The 20,834-nt window shown below is 53.2% G+C and carries 18 protein-coding genes and 2 pseudogenes; 8 read left to right on the top strand and 12 right to left on the bottom strand.

Annotated features, from left to right (window positions below; translation table 11 throughout):
- Nucleotides 1–374: 374 nt before the first annotated feature.
- The 5 genes and pseudogenes from KTE_RS40720 (at nt 375) to KTE_RS40695 (ending at nt 4,301) form a co-directional block, all read left to right on the top strand.
- On the top strand, nt 375–1,649 hold the full coding sequence (locus KTE_RS40720; protein WP_201392113.1) for an MFS transporter: 1,275 nt from the start codon (nt 375–377) through the stop codon (nt 1,647–1,649).
- Between the two features lie 166 nt (nt 1,650–1,815).
- Nucleotides 1,816–2,085: pseudogene (locus KTE_RS40715) on the top strand (transposase); the annotation flags it as partial.
- Between the two features lie 207 nt (nt 2,086–2,292).
- Complete coding sequence (locus KTE_RS40705) at nt 2,293–3,021, top strand: alpha/beta hydrolase (RefSeq protein WP_201392109.1); 729 nt, start codon at nt 2,293–2,295, stop codon at nt 3,019–3,021.
- A gap of 264 nt (nt 3,022–3,285) precedes the next feature.
- On the top strand, nt 3,286–3,588 hold the full coding sequence (locus KTE_RS40700) for a GNAT family N-acetyltransferase (RefSeq protein ID WP_201392107.1): 303 nt from the start codon (nt 3,286–3,288) through the stop codon (nt 3,586–3,588).
- A gap of 161 nt (nt 3,589–3,749) precedes the next feature.
- Complete coding sequence (locus KTE_RS40695) at nt 3,750–4,301, top strand: hypothetical protein (RefSeq protein WP_201392105.1); 552 nt, start codon at nt 3,750–3,752, stop codon at nt 4,299–4,301.
- 242 nt (nt 4,302–4,543) lie between these two features.
- Here the strand turns inward: KTE_RS40695 and KTE_RS40690 are convergent, their stop codons facing one another.
- The 6 genes from KTE_RS40690 to KTE_RS40665 all read right to left on the bottom strand — a co-directional run bounded on the left by KTE_RS40690 (nt 4,544) and on the right by KTE_RS40665 (nt 10,569).
- Nucleotides 4,544–5,467 (bottom strand): HAD family hydrolase, encoded by a 924-nt coding sequence (locus KTE_RS40690; RefSeq protein ID WP_201392103.1) that lies wholly within the window; start codon nt 5,465–5,467, stop codon nt 4,544–4,546.
- A gap of 74 nt (nt 5,468–5,541) precedes the next feature.
- Nucleotides 5,542–6,531 (bottom strand): energy-coupling factor transporter transmembrane protein EcfT, encoded by a 990-nt coding sequence (locus KTE_RS40685; protein WP_201392101.1) that lies wholly within the window; start codon nt 6,529–6,531, stop codon nt 5,542–5,544.
- Nucleotides 6,528–8,267 (bottom strand): ABC transporter ATP-binding protein, encoded by a 1,740-nt coding sequence (locus KTE_RS40680; protein ID WP_201392099.1) that lies wholly within the window; start codon nt 8,265–8,267, stop codon nt 6,528–6,530. Before KTE_RS40680 ends, KTE_RS40685 begins: the two co-directional genes overlap by 4 nt.
- A 4-nt stretch (nt 8,268–8,271) precedes the next feature.
- The gene (locus KTE_RS40675) at nt 8,272–8,547 is read right to left on the bottom strand and encodes a hypothetical protein (protein ID WP_201392090.1); all 276 of its coding nucleotides are present in this window, start codon (nt 8,545–8,547) and stop codon (nt 8,272–8,274) included.
- The gene (locus KTE_RS40670) at nt 8,544–9,341 is read right to left on the bottom strand and encodes a hypothetical protein (protein ID WP_201392088.1); all 798 of its coding nucleotides are present in this window, start codon (nt 9,339–9,341) and stop codon (nt 8,544–8,546) included. Before KTE_RS40670 ends, KTE_RS40675 begins: the two co-directional genes overlap by 4 nt.
- A gap of 280 nt (nt 9,342–9,621) precedes the next feature.
- Nucleotides 9,622–10,569 (bottom strand): LLM class F420-dependent oxidoreductase, encoded by a 948-nt coding sequence (locus tag KTE_RS40665; protein WP_201392086.1) that lies wholly within the window; start codon nt 10,567–10,569, stop codon nt 9,622–9,624.
- Nucleotides 10,570–10,908: 339 nt separating this feature from the next.
- Between KTE_RS40665 and KTE_RS40660 the strand changes: the two are divergent.
- Nucleotides 10,909–11,900 (top strand): annotated as a pseudogene (locus tag KTE_RS40660) (TIGR03557 family F420-dependent LLM class oxidoreductase).
- Between the two features lie 58 nt (nt 11,901–11,958).
- Here the strand turns inward: KTE_RS40660 and KTE_RS40655 are convergent.
- Together KTE_RS40655 and KTE_RS40650 are read right to left on the bottom strand one after the other, a co-directional pair.
- Complete coding sequence (locus tag KTE_RS40655; protein WP_236600961.1) at nt 11,959–13,035, bottom strand: MFS transporter; 1,077 nt, start codon at nt 13,033–13,035, stop codon at nt 11,959–11,961.
- Nucleotides 13,032–13,505 carry a hypothetical protein gene (locus KTE_RS40650; RefSeq protein WP_201392084.1) on the bottom strand — a complete coding sequence of 158 codons (474 nt, stop codon included), beginning with the start codon at nt 13,503–13,505 and terminating at the stop codon, nt 13,032–13,034. Before KTE_RS40650 ends, KTE_RS40655 begins: the two co-directional genes overlap by 4 nt.
- Nucleotides 13,506–13,564: 59 nt before the next feature.
- On the opposite strand from KTE_RS40650, the gene KTE_RS40645 reads away from it, so the two are divergent.
- Nucleotides 13,565–14,878, top strand: a complete 1,314-nt coding sequence (locus KTE_RS40645) for an RNA-guided endonuclease TnpB family protein (RefSeq protein ID WP_201392082.1) — start codon at nt 13,565–13,567, stop codon at nt 14,876–14,878.
- On the opposite strand, the gene KTE_RS40640 is transcribed toward KTE_RS40645, so the two are convergent.
- The 3 genes from KTE_RS40640 to KTE_RS40630 form a co-directional block, all read right to left on the bottom strand.
- Nucleotides 14,849–15,304, bottom strand: coding sequence for a hypothetical protein (locus KTE_RS40640; protein WP_201392080.1), 456 nt, complete (start codon nt 15,302–15,304; stop codon nt 14,849–14,851). The two genes, KTE_RS40645 and KTE_RS40640, sit on opposite strands and share 30 nt — an antisense overlap.
- Before the next feature lie 204 nt (nt 15,305–15,508).
- On the bottom strand, nt 15,509–15,997 hold the full coding sequence (locus tag KTE_RS40635; RefSeq protein WP_201392078.1) for a hypothetical protein: 489 nt from the start codon (nt 15,995–15,997) through the stop codon (nt 15,509–15,511).
- Nucleotides 15,998–16,576: 579 nt separating this feature from the next.
- The gene (locus tag KTE_RS40630; protein ID WP_201392076.1) at nt 16,577–16,891 is read right to left on the bottom strand and encodes a hypothetical protein; all 315 of its coding nucleotides are present in this window, start codon (nt 16,889–16,891) and stop codon (nt 16,577–16,579) included.
- A 56-nt stretch (nt 16,892–16,947) separates the two neighbouring features.
- On the opposite strand from KTE_RS40630, the gene KTE_RS40625 reads away from it, so the two are divergent.
- Nucleotides 16,948–19,053, top strand: a complete 2,106-nt coding sequence (locus KTE_RS40625) for a hypothetical protein (RefSeq protein WP_236600960.1) — start codon at nt 16,948–16,950, stop codon at nt 19,051–19,053.
- Between the two features lie 329 nt (nt 19,054–19,382).
- Here the strand turns inward: KTE_RS40625 and KTE_RS40620 are convergent, their stop codons facing one another.
- Entirely contained in the window at nt 19,383–20,771 is a 1,389-nt protein-coding gene (locus KTE_RS40620) for an FAD-dependent oxidoreductase (RefSeq protein ID WP_201392074.1), read from the bottom strand.
- Nucleotides 20,772–20,834 lie beyond the last annotated feature (63 nt).

Below are 20,834 nucleotides of genomic sequence, written 5' to 3'. Positions count from 1 at the left end.
GCGATTTGCCCAATCAGCTCACTATGTATGTTGACAGATGTGCTTGTGTGTTACTATAATAGCGATATTCTAGACGAAAGCGAGGTGCCCCGATGGGTACCATCTTCATCACTCGCGCCCGGGTGTAGCCGCGGCGTGAGTGAAGCATTTTTAGCAGCTAACAGGTGTTTTGTTTGGGTTGCACAATCGTTGGTTTGATTGTGTGTTTGTTTTCTATGTTTCACCTTCTGGATCTGAGGTGGAGTCATTCCTCTAGATCCATCTTCCCCCTGTCTCACTATCCGAGCGCGCCGTATCCTTATTTTCTGGCTACACCTCCATACCTCCTATTCATTTCTCAATGTTTCACCACACATTATGGAGGTAGCCGCTGTATGGCTTCACATGATATTCCCGCTGTACCACAAACAGACGAACAGGTTCCCAAGGTGGTCGCGCTCCGTTCATTCTGGCTCAACCGGGCTTTTGGTTTGCTCTGGAGTGGTCAGACTGTCTCCTTGCTTGGTTCACACATTACTGGTTCGGCCATCCCATTTATCGCTATCATGCTTCTGGGGGCCACGCCTTTACAAGTTGGGTTGCTCTCTCTATTCGCCAGTCTGCCTACCTTGCTTTTTAGTCTACCAATAGGCGCCTGGGTTGATCGCCTGCCACGCCGTCCCATGCTAGTGCTGGCCGATATGGGCCGGGCGCTATTGTTGCTTAGCTTGCCTATAGCGGTGTTGTTTGGGCAGATTTCGCTGTTCCAACTTTTGCTGGTTGCCTTTCTTACAAGCACGCTCACGATCTGCTTTGATACGGCCTATCAAGCCTTTCTCCCTCAGGTTGTGCACCATGCGCAACTGGTTGAGGGTAACAGTAAACTTGGGACCAGCGAATCCCTGGCCGAGGTGGCTGGGCCCCCCCTGGCGGGCATGCTGATTGAGTGGTTAAGCGCGCCCCTGGCAGTATTCTTTGACGCGCTGAGCTTTCTCTTCTCGGCCTTGAGCATTGGCCTGATTCGCTCTAGAGAGATAGAGCCTGTGCTGGTCGTCGAGGAGCGCGCCTCGCTGTGGGAAGATATGCGGAGCGGACTGAGAATACTTTTCGCCTATCCGCTTTTGCGCACCCTGGCGATCTATGACACGCTCAAGGCTTTTTGTGCTGGCGTTTTCGCGCTCTATACCATCTTTGTGCTGCGTGATCTGCATTTGAGCCCCCTGCTCTATGGGATTCTGATTGCCGTGGGAGGGGTCAGCGCGCTGATAGGCTCGTTTCTTGCCCCTGCGCTTATCAGGCGCTATGGCACACGGCGTGCCCTGCTCTATGGCTTGATTGTGGGCAAAGCGACCGCTCTGGCGACCCCGCTGGCCTTTGGTGGTCCCTCACTGGCCTTCGCACTGCTGGCGCTGGCGCAGATGGGCGACATTGGGTATGTGTTCTTCTCGATCAATGAGATTAGTCTGCGCCAGCAGCAGATTCCCGCGCACCAGTTGGGGCGTGTTAATGCCGCCATTAACTTTCTCGTCAACGGGATTGGGCCACTGGGCGCCCTGCTAGCGGGTTTGCTTGCCGAAGTTATAGGTGTACGCTATACGTTGTTGTGTGGGGTGTGTGCCATGATGCTCAATGCTGCCTGGCTGGCAGTTGTCTTGTGGAGGCAGAAATAGAGAGTATGTATGGGCTTTGGGCATTCGCCCAAAGCCCATACATACTCTTGTTCACATTTAGAAGCGAGGAGTGAATATGTTATGGTTTCTATCTGTGGCTTTTTTGTCTTTATGACTGTGTCAAGGATGCCTAGAGGCTGTTATGAACAATAGTTAGACTAGGAGTATGGAAAGAAAAGCATACCCCAGCGATGTAAGCGATGAAGAATGGAGTTTCGTGGCTCCTTACCTGACCTTGATGACCAAAGAAGCGCCACAACGGGAGCACGACCTGCGTGAGGTGTTCAACGGCTTGCGCTGGATCGTGCGCACCGGAGCGCAATGGCGCATGATGCCTCACGACTTGCCGCCTTGGGCTGCGGTCCATCAACAGACGCAATGCTGGCTCAGAAATGGCGTCTTTGAGGCCATTGTCAACGATCTGCGCGTTTGCCTGGATGACTCGTTTTCGTCGCTTGGCACGCGATTATGAACGCTTGCCTGAGACGCTGGCCAGTCTTCACCTGCTGGCCTTTACCGTTCTCATGCTTCATCGCTTTACTCTCTTGATGAGTCACTGCTCTTCCTGTTCATAACACCTTCTACGCAGCTGATAAGTCGGAAAAGATGAAGCGATATACGTAGCCTTAAAAGGATAATGTCTATGGTAAACCAGATTTTGCATATCAATATACAGACACCCAGTGGGTATCTTGAAAGCATACTCAAGCCCGTAGATGATGGCCAGAAGCCAGCTTATGTTGGCATTGTTTGCCATCCTCATCCTCTATTTGGCGGCACGATGCATAATAAAGTCGTTTTCAAAGTAGCACAAGTCATGCAGGCCAACGACATCCCTTCACTCCGTTTCAATTTCCGTGGCGTTGGCCATAGCAGTGGGACATATGACGAGGGGCGCGGCGAGATGGATGATGTGCGCTATGCTCTCGATTTTATGAGCCGTAAGTATCCTGGCGTGCCAGTGATCCTGGCTGGTTTATCGTTTGGTGCATTTGTTGGACTCAAGGTCGCGGCCATTGACGACCGTGTCCAGGCCATAATGGGCCTGGGCGTGCCCGCGCGCTGGTTCGGCGCTACCAATCCCCTGGTCGATTGTCATAAACCCAAGCTGTTTATCCATGGGACCAGGGATGACCAGGCGCCTTATGAGGCTGCGATGCAGTGGTTTGAGCAGGTGCCAGCCCCCAAATGGATCGTCACCGTGCAGGATGCCGACCACTTCTTCCAGGGCAGGTTAGACGAGGTGCAGGCCATTATCGCAAATTTTGTTACTATCTTGGGGGAGTACAAGGATTCCTACAAAATTGGGCCATTTGGCAGAAGTTCCATCTCCTCGCATTGTTTATCGCATCTAACGTGTAAAAAATGCTGATTTTGGCAGGATCTCAGAGAAGTGTTTTTGTTCTCCATTGGCCATTTATCGCACCTAATGCGCAGTTAGCTGCGATAGCATCCAAGGAAAAACAGCTCTTGTCGAATGGTCCATTTTTGCAGGAATCCTTGTATTCCCCCACCTTGCCCCAGCCCTCGCATAGCCTGTAAACTATCGCTGGGAGCGTATGGACCCTGGCAGCCTCTGGTTGTCAGGGTCCATACGCTCCCAGCGATTTTAATTTATTTCAAGGAGTACATTACCATGACACAGAACCAGACCGTATTTGAAGTGCACACCATTGCCGCGGAAGACACATATGTGTTGCGTCAGAGCGTTCTGCGTCCCATGCAATCCCTGGCCGAGTGCGCCTATCCTGAAGATCACGAGCCGGAGACGCTGCATGCAGGCTGTTATCGCGATGGTCAGCTAGTAGGCGTGGGAACAATTTTCCGCGAGAAGCGGGAGGGCAGCGAGGCTCCAGGCGGCTGGCGTGTGCGCGGCATGGCGGTAAGTCCAGAAGCGCGAGGGTCTGGCTGTGGCGGCTCCGTTCTAGTACTACAGTGACACTTAGCAAAGAAAATTGCTAAGTGTCACTGTAGTACCAGAGAAATCTTATATCAATTAATAGAGGATTAGACCACACAAGAAACCATGGATTTATAGAAAATTGTCGCTTCTATTAGGCTCATATATAAGTTATACTAGAAAAAAACCAGGAGGACATTATGACTTTACAACAAACAGAAATTGCAAATAAGAAGGGTCAACAGAAAACAGCTACAGACAGGGTTATCTTGTATGAAACCTTCTTATCTGTTCTTGATGACTATCAACTCGAGGTCGACAATTCAAAGTGGTATTTCAAGACCTGGGAAATAGAAGAAGAAGATGCTATTAGAGCTCTTTCTACTGCTTCTCATGTTGAGAGAGTTGATTCCGGTTTAGGATTATTAGATCGTGTATGTGAAGACTATAATTTTGCTGGAAAACCAGAAGGAGAAGGGCCAGCTGATCGTTTCATCGTAGTACATCCACAAATGCCTGGTAAGTTATTTTCACATACCCTACGAACTATCATTCAGAATTACCGAGGAATTAATGGAGGAATTAAAGAGAGAGCTGATTATTGGTTGGGGATACCATTTCGATGGTTTGAGGTAGACGCACTGACATTCACAAACTCAGGGGAAGAAAAAGCGGTAGAGCCACACGATCTGGTGAAGAACGCAGAAAAACTTGTGAAAATGAACTCGAACAAGGATGCCGTCACCATTTAATATGGCTCTACCGAAAAGCAAAAGCTATTGACAATAGCTAACGCGATGTGCATGTTCTTAGCATGACCACTCGTGCCTGCGGCGCTCGTTGGGGTAGGAGGTGTGGTGTGTGCTGGTGGCTGGCGGCCACCAGCACACACCACACCTCCTACCAGAAAGAACTTGCACATAGGGTTAACTACTTAACTACATAATTTATACTAATTTCAAGTTGAGGAGGTGTAAGTGTGCCATGACCTTCTTTATACCCATTCCAGTAGTTCGCTCAGGTGGTTAATGATGAGTTGGGGACGGATATGCTTCTTGCTGAAGTGTTCCAGGTAGGTGACTCCATCTCTACGTAGATAGTCGATTGACGGAGCAATAATACCCTCTTCTCTGAGAGCGAGAAGCTGAGCGCGATTATATTCGGCGATAGTGATTCCTTCATTCTCAACCAGGTAGCTCGCGATTTGTGCATAGTTATAGGGTTTCCAGACGGCTAAGATGCCAAGCTGCTGTGCGCCCGCGACATCCGCGACAAGCGAGTCACCAACCATGATACTTGTCTCTGCCGTTGTATTACATGCCTGGAGCGCGCGCTGGAAAATAGCGGGATTGGGTTTGCGTATATGCAGGTCAGCAGAGGTCATAACCGTGTCGAGGTCGAAATATTCAAGCAGACCCATGCTTCGCATATCTTCTTGAAATGGCTTGCCTCCCCAGTAGCGATTGGTGACCACACCGAACTGGAAGCGGCGCTGCTGTAGCTCGCCAAGTGTTGTGAGTGCGTCGTCAAACAGCGTGCGTGATTGAGCAATACTGATCTGCATCGTATCAAAGATGGTCTGACAGAAAGACTGGTCCAGGTTTGGAGCGCCCAGGGCTGCAAATGCCTGCTGAACCATGGGGCCTCCCTCAGGTTCGACAAATGGATCTTTTTCAATGGTGAGCGCGAATTGTGTCAAGAGGGTGCGCCGGAGCAGGATGCCTGCCTCTTCACCATTTTCTTTGAGAATGGCGAGTGTGGGATATGTCTGGTGTAAGAGGTGTATGGCACACTGATCAGCGGCAAATTCTAGGGGCGCGATCTGGTCGTAGGAATTGCGCTGCCAGAGGGTATTGCCCAGGTCGAAGAGCAGACATTGAACACGACGATTGGAGAGTTCTGAAATAATATCTGTCACTATGTTAACTCCTTATTTTTTAATGCTTCAGTTGTATCTTATGATTTTTCGGGATAATTCGCTACCCATTGAAACTAGGCCTGACGGTTGGCGATGTGCAGGAGGATCAGGATCAGGGTTATGAGAGTCACGAGTGCGAGCGCGCCGATGGCCACGTAGTCATTCGTTGCCAGGCAGTGCTCTTGAAGCGAGCCGCGGGTCTTGCCAACCCCAAAGGCGCGGGCGTCAACGACCATAGCCATGGTGGAGGTTGAGCGCAGGGAGCCAATGAGGAGCGGCACAGTGAGCGTTGGTAGGGCGGCACAGACGCGCCCAATGTAGTCGGGCCAGGCTGATAGCTCCCACCAGGGCGGCCTGGTCAAATTATAGCCACGTACCTGCATCACCTGGAGTAGAACTGTGGTCCGCTCGATGAGTTGCGGGAGGAAGCGTAGCGCGACCGTGACCGCAAGTCCCACGGCTGGGGGCATGTGGAACTTATAGAAGGCCCAGATAATCTCAGAAGGTTTGGTTGTGAGCAGGAGGATAAGCGTCGCCGAGGCCGCCACCATGACGCGCCCGGTCTGTTGCAAGCCATATAGCAAGCCTTCAGTAGAGATGCCGGGCGTTCCTATCCAATTGAGGGTCGGAGGGAAGGTAAAGAGGAAATGGATATGGCCTGTGGCTGGGACGTAGAACATACCCTGGGACCAGATAATGCCCAGGGCGGGCGTCAGAATCATTGTCAGCACGAGACGTGCGCGTACAAAGGAGGCTTTGACCAGAATCCAGGGGATGATGGTAAAGATCAGCAGCAGGTAGACAAAGTTCCAGTTGAGTAGTACGCTCAAGGTGCCGATCACGAGGGGATAGAGGATCTTGATGCGTGGATCCAGGGAATGAACGAAAGTTGGCCGTGGCTCATAGGAGAAGAGATGGCGTACCCCCTGGACCCCCACGAGCGTCACCAGGATGACGGGCAGGCTCAAGGGGACCACAAACATCAGCAGATAGCCAATGAATGTCTCTCCAATGAGTGTATGAAACAAGAAATGTTGCAAGAAATTTTGTAAGTTCGCGATCATGGGTGGGCCTCGATAGACTGAAATGCCTGTAAGAGCGTGGGAAGGTTGAGCGCGACGCGTTGAGCTTGCTGCTCGCATAGCCGAGCGTGTAACTGCGCGATGGGTGGCGAGAGGACACCGTATTGCTCCAGTTCAGCGCTGTGGGCAAAGACCTGCTCGGGTGGCCCGTCCATCACGATGCGTGTATCGTGTAGCACAACCATGCGTGTGGCATACTCGGCGACCGCTTGCATATTATGCGTAATCATCAGATAGGTCAGGTGCTCTTGTTCACGCAACTGTTGCAGAAATCGTAAGAAGGCGCGGGCGTGCTTCTCGTCTTGCCCTGTGGTAGGCTCATCCAGGATAAGCACGCGTGGGTAGCGAGCCAGGAGCGCGCCGATGGCCAGGCGCTTGCGTTGCCCATAGCTCAGGTGGAAGGGATTGGTGTGGCGATAGGTCAGCAGATCCACAATCTCCAGGAGCTGCTCCACACTATAGGAGGCGGGCGAGATACTCTTACGTTTGCTCTGATTCTGCGCGCCGAAGAGCAGCTCTTTCTCCACCGTAGGCGTAAAAAGCATTTTATCGGCGGCCTGGAACAGGTAGGCCATATGTCGAGACTGGCGCGAGATCTGGCCGGGGACTACAGGCCTGCCCTCATAACGTACGTTGCCCAGCGTGGGTGCCTGAAAACCCATTGCCAGCGAGGCGAGGGAGGTCTTGCCTGCGCCATTGGAGCCGACAAGCGCCAGCCACTCCTGTGGCTGAACCGTCAGGTTGATATCGCTGAGAATGGTCTTCTCGCCATAGGTCAGGCCTACTTGCTCCCAGGAGAGAATCGAGCTGGCTGAGGAGGGTCCAGGCAAAGAAGCAGGCTCGGGTGAGAACAGCGCGGCCTCCCGCTGAAGAGCCAGGGCATAGCGCGTTCCTCGAAGGGCCCCGTGAGCCTCATCGACCGAGAGGGGGAGTGCATCGGGAAAGATATCGGGAAGCTGGCGAGCCAGGTGTACCATCTGGGGGATGGCCACACCTGGACGCTCCCAAAGCTCCATTGCGGCGAATGCCTGGCGGGGCGGGGCGTCCACAACGACCTTGCCCTGGTCCATGAGGAGGACACGGTCAACCCAGGGGATGACCTCGTCAATTTTATGCTCAATCAGGATAATCGTCCAGCTGTAGCGCTTGTTTAGGGTGCGTAAGACGTTGAGAACCTCCTGGGTACCAGCGGGGTCCAGATCAGAGGTCGGCTCATCAAGCACGAGAACATGAGACTGCATAGCAAGCGTGGCAGCAATGGCTACGCGCTGTTTCTGACCACCCGAGAGAGCGAAGATCTCCAATTTGCGCAGTGGCTCCATATGGGTGTAGGCAAGCGCGGTCCGTACTCTGCTTTTGATCTCATCATGGGAGAGAGCGAGATTCTCCGGCCCAAAGGCTACCTCGGACTCAACATCGAGATGCACTAGTTGCTCTTCGGGACTCTGAAAAACGATCCCGATATGTTGAGCTGCTTCGTGTACCTCCATCGTGCTAATTGGCTTGTCTCCCAGGGAAATGTGTCCTTTGAAAGATCCGGCAATGCGTGATGGGATGAGTCCGGCCAGCGCGAGTGCGAGAGTGGATTTCCCGCACCCGGATGGCCCGGCGAGTAAGACGAACTCGCCTTCAGGTATAGTGAGATTGACAGAGCGAAGGACGGCATGTGAGGAGCCCGCGTAGGTAAACGAGACATTTTTCACATGAACGTCTGGCATAATATTACTCTTGACCCTCTGCTTTCGTGATAGCTGCTGGCTGTGGCGCCGAGACCCGTACAGGCTGGGTGCGCTGTGACAGGACGAAGGCAACAATAGTGATGATGAGTAGCAGCGCGGCAGCGATCAGGACGGTGGCCCCATCTGAAAGATGTGACATATGGCCACTGGTATCGTCAGGGTTGTAATTAGTCACAACCATGTAGATGCCATCAATCGCGACAAGGAGTGTCAAGATGAGACCCGCGATGGCGATGCGGCGGAGTGCGATTGGATTCATGATGCGCTTCCTTCCCCAAGGGTAGTATCAGCAGGGACAACAGGCTCTTCCTCTTCGGCCTCGGTCTGCTCAGCAGTGCGCGTGGCGGCTGGATTGACCGACTGCGCGATGCGTACCGCTAGCGGGCCAGAGATAGCGGCCTCCACACCGTTACCGACCAGGTTGAAGAGTGAGTAGAAGAAGATGTAGCCAAGCGTTTTGGCCTCACCCTGGAGGAAGGGGCTGAGGATGGTGCTCTGAATGGTCACGGCGGGAACCGCGCGTAGCGCACCCATGATCAGACCATCCACAACCGCTGTCCAATCGGCGCGAGTGAAGACGCGACCACCACGTGCTACAAGGTAGAGATCGACAAACAGGCCTTGCAGTAAGCCATATTGCCACATCAACACATTGATGCCCGAGCCACTATAGAACAATTGCATCAAAATGAAATTGAGAAATACCATAGCGGTAGCACAGCCAGGTTTGCGCACCAGGGCGATGCCGACCATGAGCAAGAACATGTAGGGCAGGTCATTGAGCGCTAGCAAGTGACCGAAAGGAATAAGCTGAATGATAGGGGTAATGAACTGGTCGCCGATGAGGTTATCGTAGACCTCAAGCAGCACGGCCATGATCGCGATGATAAGGATATCCTGGGTTGTCCAGCGGGCGAATCTGGCTGAGCGGCTACGCTGAAAAATGAAGAAGAGACCAGCGATAACGATAGCCCAGACAATGATGTAGATAATGAGATTGACCTGAGGGGGCAGAGAGACCGTGGTCGTTCCCTGCCATGATGATGGCATCATGTCGGCATCTCCTTAGCTAATGGATGAGTGTAAGAAAGGTGTTGTTAAATAGCTTTAGCAAGAGGAGCACTAGACGCTCCTCTTGGATTAGCCAAATGAAGTATAGAATCTGACTTTTAATCACAGGTAATGCGAGTATGAAATTTATGTAAAACTTGTTAAAAATCACACTTGTTACATTGAAATTGCTGTTACAGCAGAAAGAGGTATGCTGGGCGCGGTCATTGCCGCGCCCAGCATACCTCTTTCTGCTGCGAAAGTTCTCGATGGGAGAGAAAGGCTAGGAGATAAACTCCTGGGCGAAGTTACGGATAGAATTGAGGTTGGTGCGATCCAGGAAGCCGATAATGAGCTCCTGGACGCCAGCCTCTTCATATTCCGCCAGGCGCTGACGAATGGTGGCGGGACTGCCAATAAGGGCGTTATTGATGCGATCTCCGAACTGGTTCTTCACAAAATCGGGAACCTGGGCGAGGGCGGCAGCATCCGTCTCAGCCAGTGAACAGAATGTGGTTGTAGTGCGATGAATGCTCTCATAGTCACGTCCCACATTGGCGCAGTGATCTTTAATGACGTTGAATTTGTGCTTAATGGTCGCAATGTCGCCGCCGACATTGCAGGCATCGCCATATTGAGCGACCAGCTTAAGCGTGACCTTCTCGCCGCCACCTCCAATCAACAGAGGAATATGAGGCTTCTGCACACCCTTGGGCTGGTTAATTGCTCCGCGTACCTGGTAGTATTTTCCCTCAAAGATGGCCTCTTCCTGCGTCCACATATTTTTGATGACCTGCACCGCCTCGCGCAGCATACGCAGACGTTCAGGGGCATCAGGATACTCATAGCCATAGGCACGATACTCGTGCTCATACCAGCCCGCACCAATGCCGAAATTCAAGCGACCATGGCTGAGCACATCGACGGTGCTTGCCATTTTCGCAAGGATGGCTGGATTGCGGTAGCCATTGCACGTCACCATCTGCCCAATGCGCACGCGCTTAGTATCGCGAGCCAGTGCGGCTGTGCTTGTCCAGCACTCAAAGGTGACCTCCTGTGAGGGGCGAGGAATGGTATGAAAGTGATCGACGAGCCAGACCGAGTCAAAGCCAGTTTCGTCGGCGGTCTGTGCGACCCGGGTCATTGTCTCGTATGCCTCAACGGGATCTTTGATACCTGCCAGGTCCATCGTCCATCCTTGAGGGAGGGAGACGCCAAATTTTAGAGCCATGAAAAATAATACCTCTTCTTTCGTGAGTGGGCCGACGCTGCTCAAGCACGCGTCTACATATAACCATCATATGTAAACGCGTGCTTGAGCAGCGTCGTCTATCTAGCTTTCTGCATGCTGCAATAGTATTTTTCAGAAGTATTATAACATCGATGAAGGCGACCATGCTGATAGAAACTCAACCTCTATATGGATCTAACATTTTAAAATAGTGCAATTGCAAACTTCTATGGCAGAAGTGTATACGCAAGAAAAATTTGCTTCGTGTCTCTTTTAAGAAGAAGTCTCCTGTGGTGCGTCTATCGGTGCTAAGAAGACTATCTGGAAAGAGGAAGCATCATGGTTCAGTTTGGTTGGAAGGCAGGCCCGGAGCAGTATCCCCCTGTTGAGCTTATGAAGTATGCTATCGCCGCTGACAAAGCGGGTTTTGATATGTTGGACGCCAGTGATCACTTTCACCCCTGGAGCGAGGAGGGCCAGGCCTGCTTTACCTGGACCTGGTTTGGCGCGGTCGCGACCCAGACGCAGCGCATTATGCTCAGCTCAGGTGTGACCTGTCCCATTCTGCGCTACCACCCATCGATTATTGCCCAGGCCTCCGCCACCGTCACCCATTTCGCCCCAGGCGTTTCGCGCTTGGTGTAGGCACTGGCGAGGCGCTGAATGAGTTCGCCGCGACCGGGCAGTGGCCCGAGTACGCGGAACGTCGCGACCGCCTGGCCGAGGCCATCGAATTGATCCGCGCTCTCTGGACCGGCGAGCCTGTAACCTATAAAGGCAAATACTATCACACAAATAAGGCCAGGCTGTACACGCCGCCGACCAGCCCAATTCCCATTATCGTCTCGGCCCTGGTGTCCCATAGCGCGCAATTCGCGGGCAAATATGGCGATGGTCTCTGGTCCGTAGGTGGCAAGCAGATGGAGATCTACCAGGAGATCATCAAAAGCTTTGAAGAGAGCGCTCGCGAGGCGGGAAAAGATCCCAAGCGTATGCCGCGCTGGCTTGAGCTAACAGTAGGCTATTCCAACAATCCCGAGGCGGAGATTCAGTCGCGCTTGAAATACTGGGCGGGCGCGCATGTCCCTGCACTCTTCGATCAGAAGATCTACACGCCGAAGATGTCGCAGGAGAATGGCGAGGTGGTTGGCGCGGATACGCTCAAGAAGATGGGTTGTTTCTCCTCCAATCCCGAGGACCACGTGAAGTTTGTCAAACAGTACATTGAACTGGGTTTTGATCACATCATCTTCCACTCTGGTGGCCCGGACCAGCTCGCCTTTATCGAGAGCTACGCCCGCGATGTGTTGCCCAAGCTGCGCAATTTGTAGGTGAGTTCATAAAGACAGAAGCGGGAGGGCTAGCCCCCCCGCTTCTGTCTTTATGAACTCACCTGGCGGTATAGTTGCCACGAGCAAGGGCTGTGAAGATGCCGATGGCGGCGCAACCAGCGCAAACGAGGAAGGCTGCGTGAAAGCCCTGCTCAAAGGTGTGTTGTAGGGCCTCGATATGGGCTGGCGAGAAGTTGTGGGCCTGGGGCGAGGAGAGCAGTGTGCCCGCGAGCGTACCACCCAGGGCGGCAAAGACCGTGCCGGTCAGGGCAACGCTCAGGCTCTGGCCGATCACGCGTGCAGTCGCCAGCAGGCCTGATGCCTCACCCTGCGCGTGGAGGGGAGCCGCGCCCATCATAGTGCGTGTGTTAGGTGACTGAAAGATGCCCTGGCCAATGCCGGTCACGGCGAGGCGCCAGAGAATATCCCAGAGGGAACTCTGCGCGCTTATCTGGCTGAGCAAGAAGAGGCCAAAGCAGGCGATAGTCAGGCCAATGGGCGAGAGCCAGCGTGACTCCAGGCGGTCTGCCAGTGTGCCACTGAGGGGAGCCGCGAAGGCGAAGGTGAGTGGCAGTGGCGTAAGTAAGAGGCCAGTCTGGATCGTCGAGAAGCCGCGCAATTGCTCAAAGTAAGAGGGGAGCAGGAAGCCAGGCGCGAAGAGGGCCATCATACAGAGCATAAAGCTAATGTTGGCGAAGACAAAAGTGCGATTGGTCAGCAGTTCCAGGTTTAAGATGGGATGAGCCACGTGTGACTCGACCAGGATAGCCAGGCCCAGCATGATAATCCCTGTGCCAAAGGCGAGAAAGGTAGCGGTAGAGGTCCAGCCCCACTCCTGGCCGAAGGAGAGGCCCAGGGTCAGTGAAGCAAGAGCGATAGCCAGTACCAGTGCGCCCAGGGGATCGAAACGCTCGTGTCGCTTGCTCTCGGAGTGTGGCTCATAAAAAAAGCGCCAGCCAGCAAGGATAATGAGCAGGCTAACGGGAACATTGACATAGAAGATCCAGCGCCAGGTCAGGTACTGCGTAATAATGCCCCCAAGGGTAGGCCCCAGGGCGACTCCCAGCGAGACCACAACCGCGTTCAGCCCCAGGGCCAGTCCCCGCTTGTTACCAGGGAAAGTACTGGTAATCATAGCGATATTGACAGCGCTTCCCAATTGGTGTATTTCTCATTGACAGGAATGCCTTTACTTTGAGCAAACTGCATATCATTGTAGGAAACATTGGGGCTAAGTGCTCCGTTTCGTTGTAGTGATCGTCGCCTTTCAAACTGTAGATTTTGCCTAGCAAACGTACGAATAGACCACAACGAACGGTCAGGCACTAAACGCATGAGCTCAAGGGTGGGCATGGTTGCATAATGCTCTGAAAGCACAGTCTTTTCCTCATCAGTCCGTTCTCTTGGGCTACCATACTTGCGCCGAAAATACATTCTCTCTGTTCCCCACTCTTCATCAAGCCACGTTACTGTTAGTTCCATCCAGTGCGTTGACATCTTGTTTACTTTCACCGAAAACGCCGCAGGATGCCTCTGCCCTTTCAGGCATGGGGAGGAATGCGGCGTTCCTTTGGAGGTGGCTTGGGTGGAATATGCCGTAGACATGCTTTCATCTACTCATGTATTGTTGACAGTCAGATGAAAACTATGGTACAATTCAGAGTATGAAAACGGTATTAACAGCGAAACTTAAATTGAATACAATGCCCGAGCAATTCAAGGCATTACGCACAACGCAACTGGCGTATCGTGATTCACTCAACTATGTGAGCCAGTACGCCTTTGCGAATGGCAAATTGAGTAATGCTCTTCGTTTGCAAGATGCCACCTACGAAGAGATCCGTCTCCGTTTTCATCTGCCTTCGCAAATGGCCTGTTCTGTTCCTCGCCAAGTTGGTGCCACCTATAAAGGCTTATGGACAAAGGTGAAGAACAATGCTGCTCATCGTAAGGCAGGTCTCACCAAGAAACGGTATAAAGGGCTTGATCAGGCTCCTACGTTTCTCTCTCCCACGTTGACCTACCAGTATAAGAAAGACTACACGTTCAAGAAAGAGCAGCACGTGAGTCTTCTCACGCTCGATGGACGTATCGTTGTGCCCTATACTGGCTACAATAAGCATGTGGCATTGATCCAGCGTGGTACGGAGATTGGTGCATCGAAACTCTGGTATGACAAAGCCAAGAAGCAGTTTTACCTCCTTGTCTCCCTGGAAGTGGAGACGGCTGATCCTACCCCCGAAACGCACAAGCAGGTCGTTGGCGTGGATGTGGGGATGCGATACCTTGCCGTCACGGCGACGATGCAAGGCGATTGCACCTTCCATGCTGACACCTCCATTGTTGCTAGATCCCATCACTCTGCACGACTGAGAAAGCGTCTGCAAAAGAAAGGCACTCGTTCCGCGACGAGAAGGCTCGTTGCCATCAGTGGACGAGAGAGACGGTTGAAAGCAAACGCCAATCATGTCGTGAGTAAACGGGTTGTGAAGCAATATCCTCAAAGCTTGATTGGACTGGAGCATCTGACAGATATTCGCGAGCAGACCAAACGACGGAAAGGCAAGCGAGCCAGTGCAAAACAGCGCAAAGCCAATCGTGCCTTTTCCAAATGGTCCTTTGCAGAGTTGCACAGTATGATCGCTTATAAAGCGCCCTTGCATCAAAGTATGGCGATCAAGGTGGATGCCAACTACACCTCGCAGGCCTGCCCCAAATGTGGGCATACCTGCAAAGAGAATCGTCCACACAAGGGCTTGCTCTTTGTCTGTCAGAATTGTCAGTACACGCTCCATGCCGATCTGGTTGGTGCAAGAAACATTGCGATGCGAACGCTTCTTATCCGGCAAGACTGGATAGGAACGGGCCTCTTGTCAGTACGCCCTGATGTGTCGGACGATGAAGCCAAAGCAGCACGCCTGAAAAGGTATGCTGAATTGCGGTGGAGTTCAGACACAACTCCAAGCCCTCGGCTTTAGCCGTAGGGTACTGACTTTGACAACCGCAAAGTTTAATAAACTACGGCGTTTCTTGAAGTTGTAGTCATTCCAGCCTTGCCGGAGCTTTATCATTTCTTCATCAAGGCTACCGATATCGTTTTCTAAATCTTCTTCGAGTTGCGCTTTTGTTTGGGCTAAGCGGCGTCTTTCCATCTCAAGGGTTTCTATCTCTTGTTCTAGCAGTTCCCGTCGTTTCTCTTTGATCTTAAGAGTTGCCAGATCGTTTTTTGCTTTTGCTTCTTCAATTTCTATCTCTACTCGTCCGACGTTTCGAGTCAGCCCACTTTGATTTTTGTCAATATCAACAATAGATACTTCCACTTGCTTAATTGCCGCTAGCCGATTGTTTTTAATTAATTGGACGATTTCGAGATGGTTGAGCAGGCAAGGTTCAATGTAGCTCAAACCGGGAACAGTACGGCTGGATACGATACGTTTGTACCTTTACTCTGCCTCAAGACGAACCCACACAGCCTTCGCACATGGGTGAACGGGTACAAGGCCGGATCAGGCCAGAGGAACCTGCTGATAGATATCGCGTACCGGAAGGTGGATCTGAATGCTCCTCAGTTCTATGATCTGCTCATCCCGCGTGTAAGAGAACCATTCCTACTGATTGGCATCTTCCCAACGAAAGTGCTCAAGAAACGTACGATGCGGGTCAACGATCAGGATCTCCTGGAGGTTTCGATAGCGTTGGGAGTTCTGGTAGACTCCCAGTTTGTCCTGTTTTTTCGACCTCTCCCCTGTTTCGCAGAAGATGTCTACCAGCAGCGTCGCTTCCTCAAACGTTGAATCGCTCACTCTCATCTCCCAGTCATCGGGGTCTCTGGGGGTCATAACGACATCCGGGATATAAAAGAGTGGTTTTTCTGGACCATTGAGTCCATACGGATTTTTATAGCTTTTGTTGTTGAAAACAAACAGATCATAGGCATCTCTCTCAGCTATCATGGTATACATCACATCATAGTGCTTTTCATCATACGCTTTGAGAATAGCATCCTGGTACTTCTCACGATTGATGCGCTTGAGAGAGCTGGCAATATTGCTCCTCACTGCCCTATGAGTCTGATGGTCGTTGGTATAGCCTGTCATCAGCCAGATCTTCCCATTGCCATACGTAAAGTCGCAATCTGGATGCGCCTCGACTATTCGATGAAATTCTTCCAGGTAAAGGGCTGTTTAGAGTAACTCATACGATCTCGCCTCTGTTCCAAGAAACGACGCTTTTGAAAAAGCTCATCAATAAATACTTCTCAGTAGCTCTTTATCTGTTCAATCCTCTGCCGGGTTATTATAGGGCTTTTTGCATGACCCCCCGGAACGGTGCATCCGACTAAACTGGGCCATTTGACAGAAACATCCTCGTATTGTTGTCGTCACCGCACCTAACTGCGCATTATGTGCGGTAATGAGCCAGCGGAACACGAAAACAGCACGTGAAGCAGTGGTGAAAATGTTCTCTTTTTCCGCATTAGGTGCGATAAGGAGCGCTCATAGATGAGTATTATGTCGAATGGTCCTTTTTGTCGTCATCCTTGCAATCCCCCAAGTGCACCGTTTCGGGGGAGTTGCAAATCCCCTTCATAGGCCCTTTCACGTTCGTTATGTGGCTGGTGATGCAGGGCCTCCAACTGGTGGAGGTCCCCTGTATCACCAGCCACGAGGGGCGATTCAGAACGAGGAAGAGTCGTGTTTGGCTTTGCTCTCCGCCTCCCTGGTGCGGGCCTCCACTTGTGCTCTCGCTTCCTGAGAGAGCCGGAGGCGCGATTCAAAGTCACTGACGCTCCGCTCCATCTCCTTGATCAAGCCCTCTGTTTGCGCTCTCCCAGGAAGAGAGAGCGTGGGGTTCATCAAGAACTGTCGGGCTTCCCAAATGTGCTGCCGGATTTCCCTTGCTTTGACCTCCAGTTGAGTCCGCCATTCTTGTGGATCGCTGAGCATCCCACGCGATGCGCAACGAGCTGCTAAAAAGTAGCGAGCCAGCATAAAATGTGCCTTTTTGAGAAAGGAAAAACGCAACACCTTTTCTCAAGGAGGCACATATGACCAGTATCGCCGATGGATCAGTGATCATCCAGACCTCTTCCGAGCCCGTCCCTTCAACCCCATCCTGGTTTGGCGAAGTCACGCTGCTCATCAAGTATCTTCACAAGCACGGTGTCCTGGCCAAGATTGGTGAGCATGTGCGCTTTGCACGGCGGCGTTTCGGGCGCTACGAGGCAATCGACTTTCTTGCGGTGCTCTTTGGCTATGCCATCAGCGGAGAATGCACGCTGGAAGCCTTCTACCAGAGACTGCAGCCCTTTGCAGTATCGTTCATGGCCTTGTTTGAGCGTGACCGGCTCCCTTCCCGCTCGGCACTTTCGCGCTTTTTAGCGGCGCTGACTGAGGCACCCATCGAAGCCCTGCGCACGCTCTTTCTCGATGATCTCCTCAGTCGCCCGCTTTCGCCCGAAAAGCAAACCGGGGGGCTGGTGGATCGAGAGGGCCGCAAATGGGTCGTCTTTGATCTCGATGGCACACGAGAGGCGGCCCGCCAACGCGCCTTGCCCCAGACCGAAGATCTGCCCCCGGCCTTTCGTCGGTTGGATGAGGTCTGTGCCCCTGGCTACCGGGGACGCAAGCGTGGGCAAGTGGTGCGAACCCGGACCGTCATCAGCCAAGCTCACAGTTTCCAGTGGCTCAGCTCATTTGGCAACCGGGGCAACGGTCGCTACCGAGAGGAACTGCGTCAGGGCCTCTCAGCCATCACGCGCTACCTCACGGCACACCAGCTTCCGTCGGAGCGCGCCCTGCTCCGGCTCGATGGACAATATGGCACCGGGGCCGTGCTGGCTGACCTGGCTGGTTTCGTCTTTGTGACCCGCGGCAAAGACTACACGGTACTCGATCATCCGCTCGTTCAGGCGCGCCTGCATCTCCCCCCAGATCAGTCCCAACAGCGTCCGGAAAGTCAGATCGTGCGCAGCCTCTACGACTGCGAGTCGGTGCCAGTGGGGTCCGAGGGCGTGCGGTGCCGCGTGGTCGTGGCAACTCATCCCGAGGGCCGAAAGAAGAGCCCAGTTGGTGTCACGCGTGCGGGCGTCGTCTACGAACTCTTTTTCACTCACCTCCCGCAGCGAGCGTTTACCGCTTCTGACGTTGTTGAGCTTTATCTGCATCGGGGGGCCTTTGAGCCTACACTTGCGGATGAAGATCAGGAGATCGACCCAGATCGCTGGTGCTCTCACGCGGCCTGGGGGCAGGAGTGCTGGCAACTGGTGTCACAATGGGTATGGAACCTGCGTCTGGAATTGGGGCATCAGCTAGAGCCGACTCCCATACGCATTACCGAATTTGCTCCTGCCATCCCACCTGTCACCGAGCAGGCTGCCACCCCGCCTGCGTCTGGGTATGGTCCACCTACCACTGCCACCCTCTGGAAAGAGGGTCGCTTCTCGGGACAAGACTTTCCTCTCCAGCCCGATGGGGCGCTCCAATGCCCAGCAGGGCAGGCGCTTACTGCCCATGAGCGGCGTCGAGAAGCTGATGGCAGCCTGCGGGTGGTCTATGCAGCCAGCATCCGCAGTTGCCGCCCCTGTCCACTGCGCGAGCAGTGCCAATGGCAGGGCAGCACCACCAAAAAGCCGCGCCAGGTGAGTGTGCTCCTGCATCCATTGGCCGTTGGGTCTGAGCCCGTGCTCTGGTTTGACTGGAGCCGACGGCAGCATCGACGAGCGTGCATCCAGTTGGTGCGCCCATCAATGTGTCAAGATCGAGGTCGAGTCTGCCACCTCTCCCAGCCCCGCCATTCAGCCTGTGCCCCTTTCCAGAGCTTTGCGTGCTCATTATCGGCTTTCGTGGGCAGAACGGCTGGCTCGCAACGCGCGCTCTCCATCGGCTGGCCGGGTGACGATCCAACTGTTCGGCGTCCCAGAAGACTTTGCCACCTCGCTCGGACTGGCGGCGGCTTAACACGGCGCATCTTGTGCCTTGGGATTCCCTCTCCTCGGACTGGCTTGCTTCTCCGAGTGCAGCCTCATGGCCTTTTTTCCTGGAGGGGCCTCGATTTCTCTCATCTTCTGCTCTTTTTGCCTCCCACACCTCCGTTTCTACCATCTTTCGGGAACGAGGTGTTCGGTTCCGCGCGGTTCTCGCCTACCCCATGAGAGATTAGCTCTTCAACAACCTCGTTGCGCATCGCGTGGGCAAGGCAAGGTAAAGACAAACTTCGCTGCAACGATTGGTAGTGCAACCGACGAAGCAGTCCTGCCGGGTCTGATTACTGTTGGCTTGGCAAAGGACCCGAACCAGATGCAGGTCCATACTTTCGATCCGGATGGTAAACCTGCCGCGCGTTCTTTTCACTTGGCCTGCTTCCGCGATTAATACCATCTGTTGTTGATCTTTCAGCATAAGGGCGATCACCAGAGATCGCCCTTTTCGAAAGAATATCGTTCAGACCGCCTGCTTGCGTGGAGAGAGCAGAGGCGATTGGCTATGAAATGAGACCAAAGAGGTCATTCAAGACTTCGGAGACGCTTGGATGCGTGAAGATGTTATCACGCAGTACCTGATAGTCCATATCCGCATGCATGGCCATCGCGACCGTATTGATGACCTCATTGGACTCAGCACTGTAGAGCGTACAACCAAGAATCTTCTGAGTACGAGCATCCACGATCGCCTTCAACAGTCCCGCAGGCTCTCGCATCATCTGCACCCGCGTATTGGCAGCTGCCGGAAGTTTGGCCACTTTGATCTCATATCCCTGACGGATGGCCTCTGCTTCTGAGAGTCCGACGCGGGAGAGTGGAGGCGAGATGAAGATGGAATACGGCACGTGCTGGCGGGTGCGTGTGGAATGTTTTCCCCCTCCATTCAGTTGATCGCGGATAATCCGAAAATCGTCCAGTGAGATATAGGTGAATTGCGGTCCCCCATTGACGTCTCCAACGGCCCAGATGTTGGGGACTGTGGACCGCAGATACTCATCGACCTTCACAAAGCCACGCTCATTGGTTTCCACACCGACCTTTTCCAGGTGGAGCTCCGCTGTCACGGCTGCGCGCCCCGTTGCGACCAGGACGGCTTCTCCAACCAGCGTGTGGGTCTGTCCCTGTTCGTCCATAAATGCAACAGCGGTTTGATTGGCCTCATCTTGAATCTGTTGGACTTTCGCGTGAAGGTGGAAGGTGATCCCCTGGTTCTGCATCGTCTGGTAAACGGCTGCCGCAATGTCGCGATCCTGTGCGGGCAGAAAGACGCCTTGCTGTTCTAAGACGGTGACTTCAGCGCCAAAGGCCCGGTAAATAGAGGCGAACTCCAGACCGACGTAGCTACTGCCAATCACGATCAGGTGACGGGGCAATTGCTTTAATTCCATCAACGTCGTACTATTGTAGACGTGTCGGCTCTGCTCCAGACCCGGAATCTGGGGAATAGAAGGCTCTGTGCCTGTACTGATGATAATCTTCTCGGCCCGTATCTGAAACACATCCTGAGTGTCACTCAGGACGACCTGTACCTCGTGCGGAGCAATGAAACTGGCAAGACCATCAATGACACGGATATGAGGATTGGTATGCAGCTTGTCGTAACTCTTTTGTCGCAACGTGGTAACCAGTCGCTGCTTCTCCTCGATCGCCTTCCTGTAGTAGGTCTGCTTCTCTTCATACGTGTTGGGATGATGGCTGGTGGCATGTTCAGCAGACAGGACGAGCGACTTGGTAGGGATACAAGCGATATTGATGCAGGTTCCTCCATACATCTCCTTCGACTTTTCCACGACGGCCACGTTCTGTCCTTTGTTCCCCAGGAAGGCGGCAAGCGTCCTGCCACCTTTGCCGAAACCAATGATCAGCGTATCAAAGTGCAGTGTTTGCATGGATGGGAAACTCCCTCGTGCTCAACTGAGAGAACGTCTTGTTCCTCACTGTTTACTGGACAG

Source organism: Ktedonobacter sp. SOSP1-85 (assembly GCF_016587415.1).
In the GTDB taxonomy this organism is placed as follows: Bacteria; Chloroflexota; Ktedonobacteria; order Ktedonobacterales; family Ktedonobacteraceae; genus Ktedonobacter.
The sequence above is the reverse complement of the archived record's forward strand: the minus strand, read 5'-3'. Positions and strand labels throughout refer to the sequence as shown.